Raw genomic sequence first — 16,552 nt, 5'->3', positions numbered from 1 at the left:
GCTCTATGCAAATCGGCATTTTGTGCGTAACATTGTAAGTTATGTGTTCTGCAACCTATCAGTAAAGGAGTAACTATGTCTGCGCTAAAAGAGTCCATTCTCCAGCTTATCACGGAGACTTCCACCAACTTACCCAGCGATGTGCGTCGTGCTATTGCCGCAGCAGCAGAGCGAGAAGACGCTACCTCGCGTTCTGGCTTAGCTATGTCGACCATTACGCTCAACGTGGATATGGCGTGCGATAATGTCTCACCGATTTGCCAAGATACAGGTATGCCCACTTTCTTCATTCATACCCCTGTGGGCGTCAATCAGTTAGAAATTAAATCAGCAATCAGGGAAGCAATCGTAGACGCCACAAAAGCTGGCAAGCTACGCCCTAACTCTGTGCATCCGATTACGGGCAAGAATAGTGGCACCAATGTCGGTCCCGGCGTTCCTGTCATGCACTTTGAGCAGTGGGAAAAAGATTTCACCGAAATTAAACTCATCTTGAAAGGCGGCGGCTGCGAAAACAAAAACATTCAATACTCACTCCCCACCGAACTTGAAGCTTTAGGCAAAGCAGGTCGTGATTTAGATGGGATTCGCAAGTGTATTATGCATGCCGTTTGGCAAGCACAAGGTCAAGGTTGCTCGGCTGGCTTTATCGGTGTCGGCATCGGTGGCGATAGAACTTCTGGATACGAACTTGCTAAAGTACAGCTTTTGCGCCCACTCGACGACATCAACCCCGACCCAACCCTACGCGAACTTGAAGACTATGTAATGCACAACGCCAATGCACTCAACATCGGTACGATGGGCTTTGGCGGTAAAGTTACACTTCTTGGCTGCAAAATCGGTCTGGCAGAACGCTTGCCTGCAAGTTTCTTTGTCAGCGTGGCTTACAACTGTTGGGCTTATCGACGATTGGGTGTGTGGCTCGATCAGGATGGCAAGATTATCAAATGGCTATACCGCGAAGCCGATGAAATCAAGCGCCTTGCCAAAGGTGACGGCATTACGCTGACTGGTAAAGAAATTGTCTTGCAATCACCTATCAGCGAAGAGCAGATTCGCAAAATCAAGGTAGGCGACATTGTTATCATCAATGGTGCTATGCACACCGGGCGCGATGCTTTTCATCACTATGTAATTCATCATGGTCTGGAAGCCAAAGATATGCCTGTGGACACGCGCGGTGGCGTGCTCTATCACTGCGGACCAGTCGTGGTAAAAGAAAATGGTAAGTATCGCATCACCGCCGCTGGACCGACCACCTCGATTCGTGAAGAGCCTTACCAAGCTGATGTCATTAAGCGCCTCGGCTTCCGTGTTGTCATTGGTAAAGGTGGAATGGGTGCCAAGACGCTCAAAGGCTTGCAGGAGCACGGTGCCGTTTATCTCAATGCTATCGGCGGTGCTGCGCAATACTACGCCAAGTGCATCAAGGCAGTAACCGGTGTTGATTTTCTTGAAGAAATGGGCGTGCCCGAAGCCATGTGGCATCTAGACGTCGAAGGTTTTGCCGCCATCTGCACAATGGATTCACATGGCAATTCCTTGCATAAAGAGCTAGAGGAAGAGTCGCTCGAGCGTCTTAGAGCTTTTGCTGAGCCTGTGTTCAAATAACTTCGTGCCATCCGACGCAGAGAGCAGCTAAAGACGCCAATATGCCAACGCACGACTTTCTTGCTGATGCACTTTTGCGCCTTGAGCAACGCATTCACGCCGATGCATATCGTGGCTACGACCCTTACGATGCTTTGACTTCACCGCTCTTCAAGCTGCCAATTTTGAGACAGCAAAAAACTTTGCGCTGGGGCGCACAGCAAGTCTTGAAGCGCTTGCCCATCAATGTGCGCCCACTTCTCTTCATCCCAAAAGGCTACAACCCCGTTACGCTCGGTCTTGCTTTGCACGCTTATACTCTGCTGAAAGATGTTTTTCCTCAAAAAGCTCCCTTTTACGATGAGCGCAGTGCATTTTGTCTTTCAGAATTAGAACGCTTGCAATCGAAAGGCTACAGCGGGGCATGCTGGGGCTACGACTTTGATTGGGAAGCACGCTACGCTCGCATTCCTGCCTACACACCAACTGTAGTTGCCACAGGCTTTATTACCAACGCACTCTTCGAGTATTACCGCCGCACGAAAAATCTGCAAGCCCTTACGCTTTGCAAAAGTGCCACACAGTTCGTCCTCAACGATCTGCAGCGCACTTGGTTTGACGGCATGTTTTGTTTTTCTTACTCACCGCTGGATCGACAGGTTGTTTTGAATGCCACGCTCAAAGGAGCACGGCTCTTAGCACAAGTCTATTCCGTTACGAAACAGGCGCAGCTGCTTGAGGAAGCCAAAAAAACTGTAGCGTTTGTGGTAAGCAAGCAACAGTCCAGTGGTGCATGGTCGTATTCGCAAGGGGATGCACGCACATGGGCTGATAATTTTCACACCGGCTATGTGCTCGATTGCCTTGATGAAGTTATCAAATGCTCGGGGGAAAACACCTTTTCTGCTTGTTTGCAAAAAGGCTTTGCGTATTACGAAGCAAATTTTTTCGTGGAAGATATTGATGGTTTGATGCCGAAGTACTACGATTACGCACTCTATCCGATTGACGCTACTGCAGGCGCACAATCCATTCTTACCCTCACGCGCTTTGGCAAGCTCAAGTCAGCACTCAAGGTCGCAACTTGGCTATGCAAGCATCTGCAGCGCACAGATGGGCACTTTGCTTATCAAAAGCATCGCTATTACCTCAACGCCATTCCTTATATGCGCTGGTCAAGCGCGTGGATGTATCTTGCACTGGCGTTTCTTTTGCAAGCGCAGGCTCATCAGCACGGAGATTGAGCACGTTCTTTTTCTGCAACGCGCTGCATATAACTTCCTTACGGCTACTTGCCAATCGTTTGCGCAATGAACTTACCTCCAAAGCCAAACACTGCACCTGCAAGCCCGCCCAGAATATGCGCAAACTGCGAGACATTATCAGGCTTGAAGCTATTGACAATTTCTTGCCCTAAGTAAAGCGCGGCGACAATCACGAAAGTCAGAGGAATTTCACCATCACGGATGTTTGCAAACGAGGCTAAGAGAATGAGCATAAAGACAACGCCACTTGCACCTAAAAGCCCTGTCGAAAAGAAAATCGTGTTGAGCAATCCTGTCACAAACGCTGTAATGAGAATCTTCACCAGAATAGCCATTGAACCATATTTTTCTTCAAGCAGCGGACCGATGAGCAAGATGTATGAAAAATTGCTGATTAGATGTGTCCAATCGGCATGACCAATCACATGCGAAAAAAGTCGGAAGTATGTTAGCGGGTTAAAGAAAGACATTGACGGCAGCGCAGTAAAAAAGGCTTGCGTGCTATAGCCTTTGGTGAGGTTGCTCAGCAGCATCACTGCGGCACAGATGAGCGCATAGGTTAAAATCACAGGAGAATTGTAGCGAATCGTCATTGTTCAAATCGCGGTCAAATTTTTGAAGATGCAACATGCTGGATTTGGCAGCGCATGCTTGGATTCGGCGAAGTTTGATAAGCGCGAATGAACGCACGAAGCGCTTCCACATCAATGCCCATGAATTGAGCAGGAGCAACAGCAAGTTTTGGATAGGCTTTTTCGAAATTGCGCGCTGCACATTCTAATCGCTGCGTTTTCAGGCAGTGCAAGGCTGCCGCAAGTTGCACCAAGCCACGCAAGAAAATTTCTGCATCTTCGTTCATTGCCTGCCAGGTTTGTTCCCACGCTTCATGCGCATCCCAGTAGGCTTCACGATTAAACTTTGCAATGCCATCGAGAAACTGTGCACGCTGCGCTTCAGACAGAGTCGGTTCGCTTAGCGTTGTGATGTCTTCGGGTGAGCGTTTGCGTGGTGCGCTCGCTGATGTCTTCATAGAGCAAAGTCAGATAGAAGTGTTTTCAAACGACTTGGTGTGTCGGCTTTAGCCTTCTCTAACGACGGCGGCATGCTCTCAAAAATCGCAAAGACTTTCTCAATGCCCAAATCTTTTGCGTCTTGTTGGCTCAGTTCACAGAGCCCTGCAATGGCAACGCACGGTTTGCGATGCTGTTGACATAGACGCGCAACACTGCCCACCACCTTACCTGCAAACGATGTGCGGTCAAGCTTGCCCTCCCCTGTGATGACAACATCGCTCTGCGCAATTTGTTCATCGAGATGCACGAACTCACTGACAAACTTGAAGCCAGAGATGATTTTTACGGATTTGAGGAAAGGCGAAAGCAGCAACATTCCGAAGCCAAGTCCGCCTGCTGCGCCTGCACCTTCAACATCCCGAAAGCCTTGATGCCTTGCTGCTTCTGCAAGGTTAGCAAAATGCGCTAGACGGGCTTCGAAGTAAGGCTCCTCATCTGGCATCACACCTTTTTGCTTGCCAAAAACTTTGATGGCGCCGTTTTCACCCAAGAGTGGGTTCTTCACATCGCTTGCAAGCAACAGCGAGAGCGACGGCGGCAGGGCGAGTGGGGAGAAATCTACTGTCGCCAGTGCAGCAAGTCCAGCGTTACCGAACGGAATAGGGTGCTTGGCTTGGTCAAGTAGTAAGACACCTAAGGCTTGAAGTGCACCTGCGCCACCATCGCAAGTAGCGCTGCCACCTAAGCCCAGCACAAGCTCCGATGCACCGACTTCAACTGCAGCGCGCATCATTTCACCGACGCCAAATGTCGTGGCAAGGTCGGGACGCAATGCGCCTTTGACCAGCGTCAATCCAGCGGCGGCACTTGTTTCCATAATTGCGCGCTGCCCGAGCTGGACAAATTCCGCGATAATTTTTTCAGCCAGCGGTGCAGTGACTTCTGTGCGATGTATCTTTGCGCCTGCAACAGACTTGAAGACCTGCGTAAAGCCTTCACCGCCATCCGAGAGCACTTGAATTGCGCAAGCCCTACGCATGTGTTCGGGCAAAGCACGTTTGATATGCTGAGCAATTTCTTCTGAAGAAAACGTGCCCTTGAAACTATCGAGCGCAAGGAGTATTTTCATCACTTCAAAAAATTGCGTTGGCGCACATCTATGCCTCTGATTTTGCACTCAACCTACAGCCCTCCCGCATTTCTAACAAATGGACATGCTCAAACAATTTTCGCTGCTCTCTGCCGCACCGTGAAAAATGTGCGCTATAGACGCGAGCGCATCACAACAAGCGATGATGATTTTCTTGATTTAGATTGGCTTTGCATCGGCAGTCAGCATCTTGTTATTCTTTCGCATGGCTTGGAAAGCCATTCCTTGCGTAGTTATATGTTGGGTATGGCACGCGCGCTCCATCAGCACGGTTTTGATGTGTTAGCATGGAATTTTCGTGGGTGCAGTGGCGAGCCGAATCGTCAGGTGCGTGCATACCACAGCGGCGCTACGGAAGATTTGCACGAGGTCGTAGAGCATGCTCTCGGGCAAGGTCGGTATGCACGTATCATGCTGGTTGGATTTAGCTTGGGTGCAAACTTAACGCTGAAGTATTTGGGCGAACAAGGCAGTGCCGCAGCAGCAAAGATTGCCGCTGCTGTCTGTTTCTCTGTGCCCCTAAGTTTGGCAGAGTGTTCTCGTGCTATCTCACGTCAGCCGATTTACAATCGCCGATTTTTGCGCCAACTTTTGCACAAGGTCGTTGAAAAATCAAGGCATGTGCCGCAGCCGATTTCACTTGAACGCTTGCAGCGCATCAAAACGCTTTGGGAATTTGATGATTGCTACACCGCCCCTATTCACGGCTTCAAAAATGCTGAAGACTACTACACCAAGTGCAGTTCAGCGCAGTTTCTTGATGCGATTGCCGTGCCCACGCTTATTGTCAATGCAATGGACGATCCTTTTCTATCCCCTGCTTGCTTTCCTTTCGAGCAAGCAAGACGCTTACGCACCATCTGGTTTGAAGCACCACGCGCAGGCGGACACATTGGCTTTGTGTCATTTAATTCAAACGGCTTGTATTGGTCAGAGCAGCGCACCGTAGAATTTTTCTCTGACGCTATCTCATAAAAGTCACAAAAGCATTAAATTTCAAGCTTACGGTCAAAAACGTATGCATTCACGGCATCAAGCCAAGGCTAAGTCTGCAGAGGGAACGCATTTGCGCAAAAAATTCTTTGAGAGGCAAATTATCTCAACACATGGGGGTATTGATTGGACTGAGCATTATCATGTTGTGGCTTGCTCACCTGATTTATCTCTTCAGCAGCCCGCTTTCTTGGACGACACTGCAGAGCTACTTGCATCTTGCCGTGCAAGGCTATCTGACCACCGGGCTGTTCATCACAGCACATGATGCCATGCATGGCTCGGTTAGCTCTTTGCGCTGGCTCAATCATGCCATTGGAGCTTGTGCTTGCTGGCTTTTTGGTGCCATGTCTTATCGGCGCTTGCTTGAGCATCACAAGCAGCACCATGCCGCACCTGCTACAGCTACTGATCCAGACTTTCATGTCAAGTCGCAAAATTTTTGGGTTTGGTTTGCTGCGTTTCTTTTCCGCTATGCCACTGTGCCACAAATTCTGACTATGGCAGCACTTTACAATCTCTTTGAGCGTGTTTTCTTCGTGCCTGAATCACGCATCTGGCTTTTCTGGATATTGCCGTGTGCATGGGGCGCTCTGCAACTTTTCTATTTCGGCACCTATCAACCGCATAAATTGCCTCTGACTGACGATATGCACCCATACGCAGCGCGTACCCTGAAACGCAATCACCTCTGGGCAATGCTCTCCTGCTATTTTTTCGGCTACCACTGGGAACATCATCACTCACCTGCCACACCTTGGTGGAAACTCTGGCGACTCAAAGATGCTCTGCAAAAGCAGCCGATTTAGCGCAAACACATGAAGCACATTTTTCTTAGGAAAAACGAAGAACAGCGATTGCGCTCTGGTCATCAATGGGTCTTCAGCAATCAACTGCTCGATGTCGATAAGACCATCGCAAACGGCGATGTGGTTGCACTCTACTCTTTTACAAAACAATTTTTAGGCATCGGATTTTTCAACCGTCATTCGCTGATTGCGTATCGACATCTGAGCGCGCATGAAGAACCTATCGACCAAGCTTTTTTTGAGCATCGCTTAGACGCTGCGTGGCGATTGCGAAAAGTGCTCTACCCTGAATCGCTCACGAATACCTTTCGATTGGTGCATGGCGAATCAGATCACTTGCCCGGTCTTATTGTTGATAAGTTTGCTGATGTGCTCTCGGTCCAGACTTTTTCGGTCGGAATGGAAGTGCGGCTTGATACAATTTGCGCGGCATTGGTCAAACGCTTTTCACCGCGTGCTATTGTCTTGCGCAATGAATCAGAGTTAAGAAAGTTAGAAGGCTTAGAGCAATACTCACGTCTTGCGTTTGGGGAGTTGGCAGGTAGCGTTGAAATTGTCGATGCTGGTATCAAGTATGCTGTAGATGTGCGGCATGGACACAAAACAGGGTTTTTCCTTGACCAGCGGGAAAATCGCAAGCGTATTCGTCCGTTTGCAAAAGGTGCACGTGTGCTGGATGTTTTCACAAGCGATGGTGGCTTTGCTTTGAATGCACTTTATGCTGGTGCGCGTGAGGTTGTCGCTCTTGATGCTTCTGCCGATGCACTCACACGTGCGCAACACAACGCTGAGTTGAATGGCTTTCAAAACCTTTGTACCCGTCAAGGCGATGCATTTTTACTACTTGAAGAGATGCTCCAAAATGGGGAGCACTTTGATCTTGTCATTTTAGACCCGCCGAGTCTGACCAAATCAAAGAAAAACGTTGAGAGTGCGACAAAAGCCTACCGCAAGCTCAATCGGCTTGGTCTTCTACTTGTCAAGTCTGGTGGATACTTAGCCACAGCTTCATGCTCGCACCATGTGTCGGAGTCAGAGTTTTTGAAGATTTTGGCGCAAGCGGCTGCTGATGCTAAGCGCAGTGTCAAGATTTTAGAGCGCGCCACGCAAGCGCCCGATCATCCAATTTTACCTGCAATGCCAGAAACGCAGTATCTGAAATTTGCGCTGCTCTATGTTGCCGATGAGCATTAGCCCACACCGAGTTTTTTGTTCAGATGCAAGATGACTTCTTTGTGCAGGTCAGAGATAGATTTGAGGGCATTGAGCACGACGAACCGTTCGGGCTCTTGGCGTGCAAGGGTTTGGTAGCCTTCGCGGACACGGTGGTAGAACGCTAAGCCTGAACGCTCCATACGATCAAGTGGCAATTCATCTTTGCTGAAAGCAAGCGGTATGGATTTTTCGGAAAATTTGCGCATCAGTGCGTCTTCAGGCAAAATGTCTAGGTAAAACGTCAGCGTCGGGACCAGTCCAAATGTTGCAATGCGATTGACGGTTGCAATCATGTTTAAATCCAGACCTCGTCCAAAGCCTTGGTAGGCTGTTGTAGAGTCATAGAAGCGATCGAGAATAATGATTGTACCTTTTTGCAAAGCTGGTAAAATGAGCGCCTCGCAGAGTTCAGCGCGACTTGCAGCAAAGAGCAAAAGTTCTGCTGTCGGATGAATCTTATTTTGACTTTTGAGCAGGAGCGCGCGGATACTTTCTGCGGTAGCTACACCACCAGGCTCGCGTAGTGCTAACACTTTAATGTCGCGTGAGCGGAGATAGCTTTCGAGCAATTTAACTTGTGTCGACTTGCCGCTGCCGTCTATGCCTTCAAATGAAATCAGCATACTGATTGCACACCTTGAGCCGAGCATTAAAGCAAATTTTTTGCAATCGGCTGTGCTTTTGTCTGACGCTGCAAAAGTTGTTCCAGCAAGGCAGAGGGTGAATCAGACACAAGCAGCACTTCACGGTGGCTGGATTTGATGAAGCCTTCAGCTACGGCATGGTCTAAAAAAGCAATCAAGTGATTGTAGTAACCATTGATGTTGAGCAGTCCGCATGGCTTTTGGTGTAGCCCTAATTGTGCCCAAGTCAGGATTTCAAAAAGTTCATCGAGTGTACCCAAGCCGCCAGAGAGTGCAATGAAGGCATCGGAGAGTTCTGCCATTTGAGCTTTGCGTTCATGCATTGAGGAGACTATCAAGAGTTGTGTCAGCGCACGATGTGCGGCTTCTTTTTGCACCAAAATTTCAGGAATGATCCCGATCACTTCACCGCCAGCCGACAAGACCGCATCAGCGACAACGCCCATCAGTCCTAAATTGCCGCCTCCATACACCAATCGTAAGCCACGCTGAGCAATTTGCTCTCCGAGCTCCATGGCCGCTTTGCGGTGTGCTGGGTGCAACCCTGTACGAGATCCACAATAGACACAAATGTTCTGACTTGGCAGCAATGGTGAAGAGGTCATCATTGAACGGTTTGATTGGTAGGTTATGCCAGCTAAGATACGCAAAGTCAAGCGAGTGCACAAGGCAGCAGGCAAGCTGTGCACCACGCAGGTTTACTTACGACTGCGTCGGCGCTTTGGTACAGCCGGTCGAGTCGGTCGCGGTTGTGAGTCTGCCTTGGGTTTGCGTCCGCGTCGGCGAGAAGATGGTGCATCAGGATTGGTGTCATCGTTTGGAAAAACCTCGCCAGTCGAGGAGTAAATCTCGACAAGATTGCCGTCTGGATCGAGCAGGAAAAAGGCACGACCGTCGCGGCGTTTTGCCGGTTGTGTCAGCAAGTGAATGTTGTTATTCTTCAGAAATGCTGCAGCTTCATCGACTTCTTCATCGGTTGCTAGGCGTAGCCCGAAGTGATCGACGCGAATATCGCGTGCTTCTTCAGGACTTGGCGTCTCTGCGCGTACCAAGACCAGCATATCACCTGCCGCTTCCAAGTAGGTCATATTGATGCCCAGCCGATGATGCAACTTGAAGCCAATGAGTTTGGTGTAAAACTCCTCGGAGCGGCGCAGGTCATTGACACGCAGCGTAATCTGACTGATGCCCGTAAGTTTAAGCATAATGTGTTTTGGCAATCACAGTTTTAAGATACTGTGCTACCTGCGCCGAGGTGGCAGCTCTCGATACTCGAATGTGTACTCACGATTTTCATACTCATTGATAGCAATAATCGTCGGCTTCGGCAACTTTTCATACTTGATACTAATTGCCACTTGTTCTGGGAAAATACGATCAGCTTCGGCTTCGTTGGTCGGGTTTCTTGTCTTGGCTTTGAACGGTGCGATTTTCTCCTCAAGTTCAGCGCGTTGCTGCTCGTTGATTTCTTTTGCTCGCCGCGCCATTGCAACAACAATTTCATAGATGTTATTGCTTTGATGCATCAGTTTTGAGAAATCGATAACTTTAATTGGCATAGCGTATGTGCATTCTTTAAGTTATGAGTCAAGAAAACGGCTAATTAAAGCCTTCACTTCGTCAATTGCTGTTTGAAGTGAATCATTGACGACCACCGCATCAAACTGATTCGAAAACGAGAGTTCATACTCTGCACGTTCTAATCGACGTTGAATTGCCTCAGGTGTCTCTGTGCGTCGACTGAGCAGACGCTCACGCAGCACCTCCAAACTCGGTGGCTTGATAAAAATTAGTAAGGCACGCTCCCCATACAGCTTTTTGACATTCATCGAACCATTGACGTCCAAATCTAACAGCAAATGCTTACCGCTCGTGAGCACACTGTCAGCAACTGATTTTAGTGTGCCGTAGTAATTGTCGAAGTGCTTTGAGTGCTCAATGAATTCACCTTGACGCAATTTCTCTTCAAATTCATCGCGCGACAGAAAGTGATACTCTCGACCGTTTTGCTCACCCTCACGCATCGGGCGCGTTGTTGCCGAAACTGAAAATACGAGGTTTGGAAATGCAGCAAGTACTGCCTTCGCAATCGTGGATTTACCTGTGCCCGAAGGTGCAGCAAAGACAATGAGTTTGCCCTTCGGCTGTTCAGATGCCACTGAAGATGACACATGCGTAGCAGACTCCGACTCTGAAGCAGCTGTCATATCTTGCAAAAGACTTTCAAATGAAATAAACATAAGTTACTCAATATTCTGAACTTGTTCTCGAATTTTCTCTAGCTCCTCTTTGAGGAAAACAACAGCCTGAGAGATTTCCGCATTTTGCGATTTAGCAGCAATCGTATTGGCTTCTCGGTTCTGCTCTTGCAACAGAAAGTTCAAGCGTCGACCAGGCGCTTCATGCTGTGCCAGCGTCTCAAGAAAAAACTTGTTATGGCTACGAAAGCGCACACACTCTTCTGTGATATCCATTTTATCGGCTAAAAGTACAATTTCCAGCTCAAGCCGCTCTCGGCTCACTTTGGACTCTTCGAGCAGAATTTCACGTACCTTGGTGCGCAATTTCTCACGTGTCTCTTCAATCGTTTTTGCAGATAGTGCCGCAATGTGATCTATCGTCGCTTCAAGGCGCGCAATACGCGCTTCAAAATCACGTCTCAACTCCTCACCTTCTTTACGGCGCATCATGCGCACAGCTTGAATAGCTTGGTCAATTGCTTTGCAGATAATTTGCCACTCTCGCTCAACTTCCTCTGGTTCTTCTTCCACAGACTCAAACATATCAGAAAATTTCAGCAGATGGTCAAGCGTAATCGGCGTGCTAATCTGTGCCGCCTCTTGCAGCGCACGCAACAGCGAGGCATAGGCCTTAACGACCTCAGGCTTAATACGCACAGGCGGCGCTACTAACGCATCACGCTCAAGCTGAACTGAAAGAGAAATTTTTCCACGCTGTAACTCTTTTCGTACAAGTTCTCGCGCCTCTAACTCACGCGCGCTGAATTCGCGTGGCAACTTGACCAAAATCTCTACAAAACGGCTATTGACAGAGCGAATCTCTGCAATAGCGCGAAGACCGTTCTCGGCATATTCTCCTCTGCCGTATCCGGTCATGCTCTCAATCATGTGTAGTTTGTCTCAATGCTGTTTTTGACGAGATGGTGATTTTTTGCGTTTAGCTGAAAACAAAAATAGGTATCAAGCGTATTTCTACCAACATAAGCGCCAACCGAGAACTTGCATCTGCAATCTGCGATGCATAAATAAACTCACGCATAATGTTTAACTTTGTCAGAATGCAACTGTTTTACATACCACGCATGAAAAAATTTCTCTTACTCATTTTGCTAGGCGTGCTCATTGCGCCAAACCTGCACGCACAGTTCGTCGATGGTAAAAACCTCGTTACACCCTCATTACACACCAACAGCACAGACCTAACCAAACCGTTCACGCTAGCTATCAAATTCAAGATTGAAAAAGATTGGCATCTTTATTGGAAAAATCCGGGCGATGCAGGCTTCCCGCCCAGAATCACATGGCAATTGCCTGACGGATTTAGCGTTGGGGATTTGCAGTTTCCAACACCGCACAAAATCATTGAGGCTGACCTTGTTGCGTTTGGATACAGTGATGAACTTATCTTGCTTGCTGAAGTCACCCCCCCAAAGCAGTTGCCTAAAGCACTTTCTATCTCTGCTTCAATCGATTGGCTGGTGTGCAAAGAATCGTGCGTGCCCGGCAATGCCAAAGTTTCCTTAGACCTCTCTCGCCTGCAGCCCAGCGATATTGAAGAAGCCAATACCTTGATTGCACGCGCAAAAGCCACCTTGCCTACACCGCTTTCGCAGAGCACACTGCAAGTCGAACATGCCCTCTTTGATGGATACACCCTTTCATTGGCTTTCAGTGGTCGAGATGCTAAGCGTATCCTTGATTTTTTCCCCGAACCTCATGATGCTTTTCTTTACCGATTTAATGAATTCAAAGTTGAAAATGGTAAAGTCATCATGCCCGTTACACTTCAAGGGGCAATGCCAACATCTGTAGAACTTCGTGGCATTGTTATGCTCGACGAAAAAGGCTATGAGATTCAGACGAGCGTGCAGGCTGCCAGCCAAATCTCTACAGCACCTCAAACGGAGCGCGCACAGACTAGCTTACTCAATCAAACTTTCAACACGCAAGCGCAAACTGCTTCTCTCTCGATTGGACTTGCCATGCTTTTTGCGTTTATCGGTGGCATCATTCTCAACATTATGCCTTGTGTTTTGCCCGTGCTCTCGCTCAAAGTGATGAGCCTTGTGCGCAACGCTTCTCAATCCAAAGTAGAGAGCCTGAAGCATGGCTTAGTCTTTATGCTCGGTGTGCTCCTATCGTTTTGGATTTTAGCCCTTGCGGTGATTGTGTTGCAGCAAGCAGGTCAGCAAGTCGGTTGGGGCTTTCAATTTCAATCTCCCGCTTTTGTGCTCATAATGACGCTGGTCATCTTCATTTTCGGTCTCAACCTTGCTGGAGTCTTTGAATTTTCTGCGCCGCATCTTTCTGGTGAAGTAGACAAAACCTTGATGCGCCATGACCTCTGGGGCTCCTTCGCAAATGGCGTTTTAGCCACAACCCTTGCGACCCCTTGCACCGCACCGTTTTTAGGCAGCGCATTAGGCTTTGCTTTCTCACAACCGCCTCACATCATCTTCATCATCTTTACGATGGTCGGCTTCGGACTTGCTGCACCGTATGTTCTATTTGCAGCCAAACCAGAGTGGCTGAAATTTATTCCAAAGCCCGGACCATGGATGAATCGCTTCAAACAAGTGATGAGTTTTCTACTTTTTGCTACGGTGGTTTGGCTCCTTTCGGTGTTGGGCGCACAACTTGGCATCCAAGGCATAACCGCTGCGCTGGTATTGCTGCTCTCAGTTAGTGTCGGATTCTGGCTTGTCGGTCAGTTTATTGACTATGGCTCGACACGGCTACGCAAGTTTATCGTTTGGACAACCGCACTCTTGCTCATGGTCGGCACATATATCATCACGTTTGAGCGTCAGTTGCACTGGCGCGACGCCCAGACGCTTGTTGCAACAAGCCTACACACTGACAGCAAAATTCCATGGCAGCCCTTTTCGCTGAGCACCATTGAAACCGCTGTGCAGTCAGGCAAAACGGTTTTTGTGGACTTCACTGCAGATTGGTGCTTTACATGCAAGGTTACAGAGAAAACCGTTATAGAAACCGAGGCGGTAGAAAAGAAAATTGCTGAGTTAGGTATTGTAGCTATCAAAGCCGATTGGACCAATCGCAATGATGAGATTACGCAACTCTTGCGCAAGTTTGGTCGTTCTGGTGTGCCGCTCTATGTGGTTTTTCCATCAGGAAAACTCAATGAACCTGTCGTCTTGCCCGAAGTGCTCACACCTGAACTTTTGATTGAAACCTTTGAGAAAGCTGCGCAAAAGCCTACAGCTGAAAAAAATGATTAAGAAATGATTATGGTTACTGATAGGTATTTTTACATGTTTTGCGTATCTTAAAAGTTGATTCGTTCTAAATCTTCAGCAGTGATGGCAGTGGCAAAGCAGAAAATCGGTCAACGCTATTCGCGTCAGCGCGCAGAAATTCTCAAAATCGTTCAAGGTACGGACAACCATCCCACAGCAGATTGGGTGTATGAGCAAGCGCGCGCCGTCATTCCTAATATCAGCTTGGGTACGGTCTATCGCAACCTGAACTTACTCGTCGAGGAAGGCTTAATTCAGCGTGTCCTGCTGGGCGATGGGGTTGTGCGCTATGATGGCAAGCTCGGTCATCATCATCATTTTATCTGCACAAAAACCGGCAAAATCTATGACGTTGAGCTGCCTTTTGACGCTTCTTTGCTCGAGGAACTTGCTGCAAGAACAGGCTTGAAAGCCACAGCATACAAAATTGAATTTTACGGCGAAACATAGTCGTGCACATTTTGTCAGTCTTCCGTCTAGCCACTTTTTCTTTCTTTGTATCGGCTTTTGCTGTTGATTTTTCCTCTTAAATCTTATCCCATTACATCATGAAAGCTGCCGTGCTTCATGCCGCTCACTCGCCCCTCGTCTTTTCAGAGGTTGAAACGCCCAAGCCTGCTGCCAGTGAAGTGCTCATCAAATTGCGCTATGCGGCGCTCAATCACCGCGATGTCTGGATTCAAAAAGGACTATATGCCGGCTTGAAATTCCCGATTATCTTGGGCTCCGATGGGGCTGGCACGGTTGAAGCGCTTGGCGAGAGCGTCCCAAAAGATTGGCTTGGCAAAGAGGTGATTATCAATCCAAGTTTGGATTGGGGCACAGATGAACGTGCTCAGCAAAAATCTTTCCGCATTTTGGGCTTACCGGATGACGGCACATTTGCAGAATTTGTCAAAGTTCCTGCAGAAAATCTTGCGCACAAGCCAGCGCATCTTTCGTTCGAAGCCGCTGCAGCCTTACCGCTTGCAGGTCTGACGGCATATCGCGCCTTGTTCTCTCGTGCTAAGCTTTCAGCGCAGGACAAAGTTTTGATTACAGGCATTGGTGGCGGTGTGGCGTTGTTCGGGTTACAGTTTGCTGTAGCACTAGGTGCAGAAGTCTGGGTTACCTCAGGCTCAGACGAGAAACTCTCAAGAGCCATGGCGCTGGGTGCAAAGGGCGGCGCCAATTACACACAGCCGAATTGGGTTGAGAGGCTACGTCAGAATGCAGGCATGTTTGACGTTATTTTGGATAGCGCAGGTGGCGATGGCTTTCTTTCTCTCATTGACCTTGCTGCACCTGGCGCGCGCATCGCATTTGTCGGCGCAACACGTGGCGATGTCAAAGACTTCAACCTGCGGAAAGTGTTCTGGAAGCAACTCTCGCTGCTCGGCTCTACCATGGGCTCACGCACTGATTTTGATGCTATGCTGAAATTTGTCTCCGAAAAGCATCTTCAGCCTATCATCAGCCGCACGTTCTCTCTCGAAGATGCCGAACACGCTTTGCGCTATATGGATAATGCGCAACAATTCGGTAAAATCACTCTTAAAATTTCTTAACTTCTCTTACTTGAATTCAACGCTTAAAAAATTTGGAAAGGAGTTCATTTATGTCGACAGAAGTCAAAATCAAGCATACTTCCACAGAGGTGCTCTCTGCACTTAATCTTCAACTTGCCAATACGTTTGTGCTCGCAGTCAAGTACAAGAAGTTTCATTGGTATGTCTCCGGTCCGTTCTTCAAGCCCTTGCATGAGCTTTTTGATATGCATTACAATCAACTTCTTGAAATTGTTGATACACTGGCAGAGCGTTCGCGTGCGATTGGGGGCTACCCAGTTGCCACGATGAAAGAATTTATTGAGATAGCGGAAATTGATGAATCGCAGAATCTTAACTACACGCCGCAAGAAATGGTCGAAATTCTCTACGAAGATACCAATGCAATCATTGATTCTTTGCATCAGCACATTCAGCTTGCCACGCAGCATCATGACCCGGGCACAGCTGATATCTTCACCACCATTGTGGAAACCTACCAGAAACAGAGCTGGTATCTTGCAGAGACCAAAGCGCGCAAAGCCTTGGCTTAACGGCAGGTGTCGCCTTGCTGCTCTTGCAGTAGGTTCTCTTTGAGCCTCGTTTTAGCGAGGCTTTTTTATTTGCTGTGACTTCTTTTTTCTGTTTTTACTTCCGCTGACACTTTGTCGGTTTTCTGTTCTGACAGATTTTCATTCACTTTGTCAGACTTCTTGCACTGCGACTGACATTTTTTCTGTTTGTCTTCAGGCAGCGGAACTGGCACGAAGGTTGTTTCTATGAATAGTGCGAACACACAGCAGACCTGCACGACGCAGGAACATAACCTTAAACAATTAAAAAT

19 protein-coding genes are annotated in these 16,552 nt (G+C 48.2%); 9 read left to right on the top strand and 10 right to left on the bottom strand.

Features of this window, described 5'->3' with window-relative positions; all coding sequences use genetic code 11:
• Positions 1–75: 75 nt before the first annotated feature.
• Both CMR00_01185 and CMR00_01180 read left to right on the top strand, forming a co-directional pair.
• Positions 76–1,614, top strand: a complete 1,539-nt coding sequence (locus CMR00_01185) for a fumarate hydratase (GenBank protein ID PIO48992.1) — start codon at positions 76–78, stop codon at positions 1,612–1,614.
• 41 nt (positions 1,615–1,655) lie between these two features.
• A complete protein-coding gene (locus tag CMR00_01180) occupies positions 1,656–2,837 on the top strand; it encodes a delta-aminolevulinic acid dehydratase (protein ID PIO48991.1) in 1,182 nt (393 codons plus the stop codon).
• Between the two features lie 44 nt (positions 2,838–2,881).
• On the opposite strand, the gene CMR00_01175 is transcribed toward CMR00_01180, so the two are convergent.
• From CMR00_01175 to CMR00_01165, 3 genes are read right to left on the bottom strand one after another with little or no spacing between them, the layout of a single operon-like run.
• A complete protein-coding gene (locus CMR00_01175; GenBank protein ID PIO48990.1) occupies positions 2,882–3,451 on the bottom strand; it encodes a rhomboid family intramembrane serine protease in 570 nt (189 codons plus the stop codon).
• 14 nt (positions 3,452–3,465) lie between these two features.
• Positions 3,466–3,888, bottom strand: a complete 423-nt coding sequence (locus tag CMR00_01170) for a hypothetical protein (protein ID PIO48989.1) — start codon at positions 3,886–3,888, stop codon at positions 3,466–3,468.
• Positions 3,885–5,000, bottom strand: coding sequence for a glycerate kinase (locus CMR00_01165; protein ID PIO48988.1), 1,116 nt, complete (start codon positions 4,998–5,000; stop codon positions 3,885–3,887). Before CMR00_01165 ends, CMR00_01170 begins: the two co-directional genes overlap by 4 nt.
• A gap of 30 nt (positions 5,001–5,030) precedes the next feature.
• On the opposite strand from CMR00_01165, the gene CMR00_01160 reads away from it, so the two are divergent.
• The 3 genes from CMR00_01160 to CMR00_01150 all read left to right on the top strand — a co-directional run bounded on the left by CMR00_01160 (position 5,031) and on the right by CMR00_01150 (position 8,017).
• On the top strand, positions 5,031–5,996 hold the full coding sequence (locus CMR00_01160; GenBank protein ID PIO48987.1) for an alpha/beta hydrolase: 966 nt from the start codon (positions 5,031–5,033) through the stop codon (positions 5,994–5,996).
• A 131-nt stretch (positions 5,997–6,127) separates the two neighbouring features.
• Entirely contained in the window at positions 6,128–6,823 is a 696-nt protein-coding gene (locus CMR00_01155; GenBank protein PIO48986.1) for a fatty acid desaturase, read from the top strand.
• Between the two features lie 9 nt (positions 6,824–6,832).
• Positions 6,833–8,017, top strand: coding sequence for an SAM-dependent methyltransferase (locus CMR00_01150; GenBank protein ID PIO48985.1), 1,185 nt, complete (start codon positions 6,833–6,835; stop codon positions 8,015–8,017).
• Here CMR00_01150 and tmk read toward each other — a convergent pair.
• From tmk to CMR00_01120, 6 genes are all read right to left on the bottom strand, one after another.
• Positions 8,014–8,661, bottom strand: coding sequence for a dTMP kinase (gene tmk, locus CMR00_01145; protein PIO49109.1), 648 nt, complete (start codon positions 8,659–8,661; stop codon positions 8,014–8,016). The two genes, CMR00_01150 and tmk, sit on opposite strands and share 4 nt — an antisense overlap.
• Before the next feature lie 26 nt (positions 8,662–8,687).
• Positions 8,688–9,269 carry a TIGR00730 family Rossman fold protein gene (locus tag CMR00_01140; protein ID PIO49108.1) on the bottom strand — a complete coding sequence of 194 codons (582 nt, stop codon included), beginning with the start codon at positions 9,267–9,269 and terminating at the stop codon, positions 8,688–8,690.
• Between the two features lie 111 nt (positions 9,270–9,380).
• Positions 9,381–9,887 carry a glyoxalase gene (locus CMR00_01135; GenBank protein ID PIO48984.1) on the bottom strand — a complete coding sequence of 169 codons (507 nt, stop codon included), beginning with the start codon at positions 9,885–9,887 and terminating at the stop codon, positions 9,381–9,383.
• A gap of 36 nt (positions 9,888–9,923) precedes the next feature.
• Positions 9,924–10,241 (bottom strand): hypothetical protein, encoded by a 318-nt coding sequence (locus CMR00_01130; protein ID PIO48983.1) that lies wholly within the window; start codon positions 10,239–10,241, stop codon positions 9,924–9,926.
• Between the two features lie 21 nt (positions 10,242–10,262).
• Entirely contained in the window at positions 10,263–10,889 is a 627-nt protein-coding gene (locus CMR00_01125) for a guanylate kinase (GenBank protein ID PIO49107.1), read from the bottom strand.
• 36 nt (positions 10,890–10,925) lie between these two features.
• A complete protein-coding gene (locus CMR00_01120; protein ID PIO48982.1) occupies positions 10,926–11,810 on the bottom strand; it encodes a YicC family protein in 885 nt (294 codons plus the stop codon).
• 152 nt (positions 11,811–11,962) lie between these two features.
• Here CMR00_01120 and CMR00_01115 point away from each other — a divergent pair, with 152 nt between their 5' ends.
• From CMR00_01115 to CMR00_01100, 4 genes are all read left to right on the top strand, one after another.
• Complete coding sequence (locus tag CMR00_01115; protein ID PIO48981.1) at positions 11,963–14,164, top strand: thiol:disulfide interchange protein; 2,202 nt, start codon at positions 11,963–11,965, stop codon at positions 14,162–14,164.
• Between the two features lie 81 nt (positions 14,165–14,245).
• On the top strand, positions 14,246–14,632 hold the full coding sequence (locus CMR00_01110) for a transcriptional repressor (GenBank protein ID PIO48980.1): 387 nt from the start codon (positions 14,246–14,248) through the stop codon (positions 14,630–14,632).
• A 98-nt stretch (positions 14,633–14,730) separates the two neighbouring features.
• A complete protein-coding gene (locus CMR00_01105) occupies positions 14,731–15,729 on the top strand; it encodes an alcohol dehydrogenase (protein PIO48979.1) in 999 nt (332 codons plus the stop codon).
• 50 nt (positions 15,730–15,779) lie between these two features.
• Positions 15,780–16,262 carry a DNA starvation/stationary phase protection protein gene (locus CMR00_01100; protein ID PIO48978.1) on the top strand — a complete coding sequence of 161 codons (483 nt, stop codon included), beginning with the start codon at positions 15,780–15,782 and terminating at the stop codon, positions 16,260–16,262.
• A 65-nt stretch (positions 16,263–16,327) separates the two neighbouring features.
• Here the strand turns inward: CMR00_01100 and CMR00_01095 are convergent.
• Positions 16,328–16,552, bottom strand: a 225-nt coding sequence (locus CMR00_01095) for a hypothetical protein (GenBank protein ID PIO48977.1), incomplete at its 5' end; no start/stop codon positions are given.

The sequence above is a fragment of the [Chlorobium] sp. 445 genome (genome assembly GCA_002763895.1).
Taxonomy (GTDB): Bacteria; Bacteroidota; Chlorobiia; order Chlorobiales; family Thermochlorobacteraceae; genus Thermochlorobacter.
The sequence above is the reverse complement of the archived record's forward strand: the minus strand, read 5'-3'. Positions and strand labels throughout refer to the sequence as shown.

Coding starts and splice junctions, on each gene's coding strand:
- CMR00_01185 (PIO48992.1), top strand. CDS start 76: ATGTCTGCGCTAAAAGAGTCCATTCTCCAGCTTATCACGGAGACTTCC.
- CMR00_01180 (PIO48991.1), top strand. CDS start 1,656: ATGCCAACGCACGACTTTCTTGCTGATGCACTTTTGCGCCTTGAGCAA.
- CMR00_01175 (PIO48990.1), bottom strand. CDS start 3,451: ATGACGATTCGCTACAATTCTCCTGTGATTTTAACCTATGCGCTCATC.
- CMR00_01170 (PIO48989.1), bottom strand. CDS start 3,888: ATGAAGACATCAGCGAGCGCACCACGCAAACGCTCACCCGAAGACATC.
- CMR00_01165 (PIO48988.1), bottom strand. CDS start 5,000: ATGAAAATACTCCTTGCGCTCGATAGTTTCAAGGGCACGTTTTCTTCA.
- CMR00_01160 (PIO48987.1), top strand. CDS start 5,031: ATGCCTCTGATTTTGCACTCAACCTACAGCCCTCCCGCATTTCTAACA.
- CMR00_01155 (PIO48986.1), top strand. CDS start 6,128: ATGGGGGTATTGATTGGACTGAGCATTATCATGTTGTGGCTTGCTCAC.
- CMR00_01150 (PIO48985.1), top strand. CDS start 6,833: ATGAAGCACATTTTTCTTAGGAAAAACGAAGAACAGCGATTGCGCTCT.
- tmk (PIO49109.1), bottom strand. CDS start 8,661: ATGCTGATTTCATTTGAAGGCATAGACGGCAGCGGCAAGTCGACACAA.
- CMR00_01135 (PIO48984.1), bottom strand. CDS start 9,887: ATGCTTAAACTTACGGGCATCAGTCAGATTACGCTGCGTGTCAATGAC.
- CMR00_01130 (PIO48983.1), bottom strand. CDS start 10,241: ATGCCAATTAAAGTTATCGATTTCTCAAAACTGATGCATCAAAGCAAT.
- CMR00_01125 (PIO49107.1), bottom strand. CDS start 10,889: ATGACAGCTGCTTCAGAGTCGGAGTCTGCTACGCATGTGTCATCTTCA.
- CMR00_01120 (PIO48982.1), bottom strand. CDS start 11,810: ATGATTGAGAGCATGACCGGATACGGCAGAGGAGAATATGCCGAGAAC.
- CMR00_01115 (PIO48981.1), top strand. CDS start 11,963: ATGTTTAACTTTGTCAGAATGCAACTGTTTTACATACCACGCATGAAA.
- CMR00_01110 (PIO48980.1), top strand. CDS start 14,246: ATGGCAGTGGCAAAGCAGAAAATCGGTCAACGCTATTCGCGTCAGCGC.
- CMR00_01105 (PIO48979.1), top strand. CDS start 14,731: ATGAAAGCTGCCGTGCTTCATGCCGCTCACTCGCCCCTCGTCTTTTCA.
- CMR00_01100 (PIO48978.1), top strand. CDS start 15,780: ATGTCGACAGAAGTCAAAATCAAGCATACTTCCACAGAGGTGCTCTCT.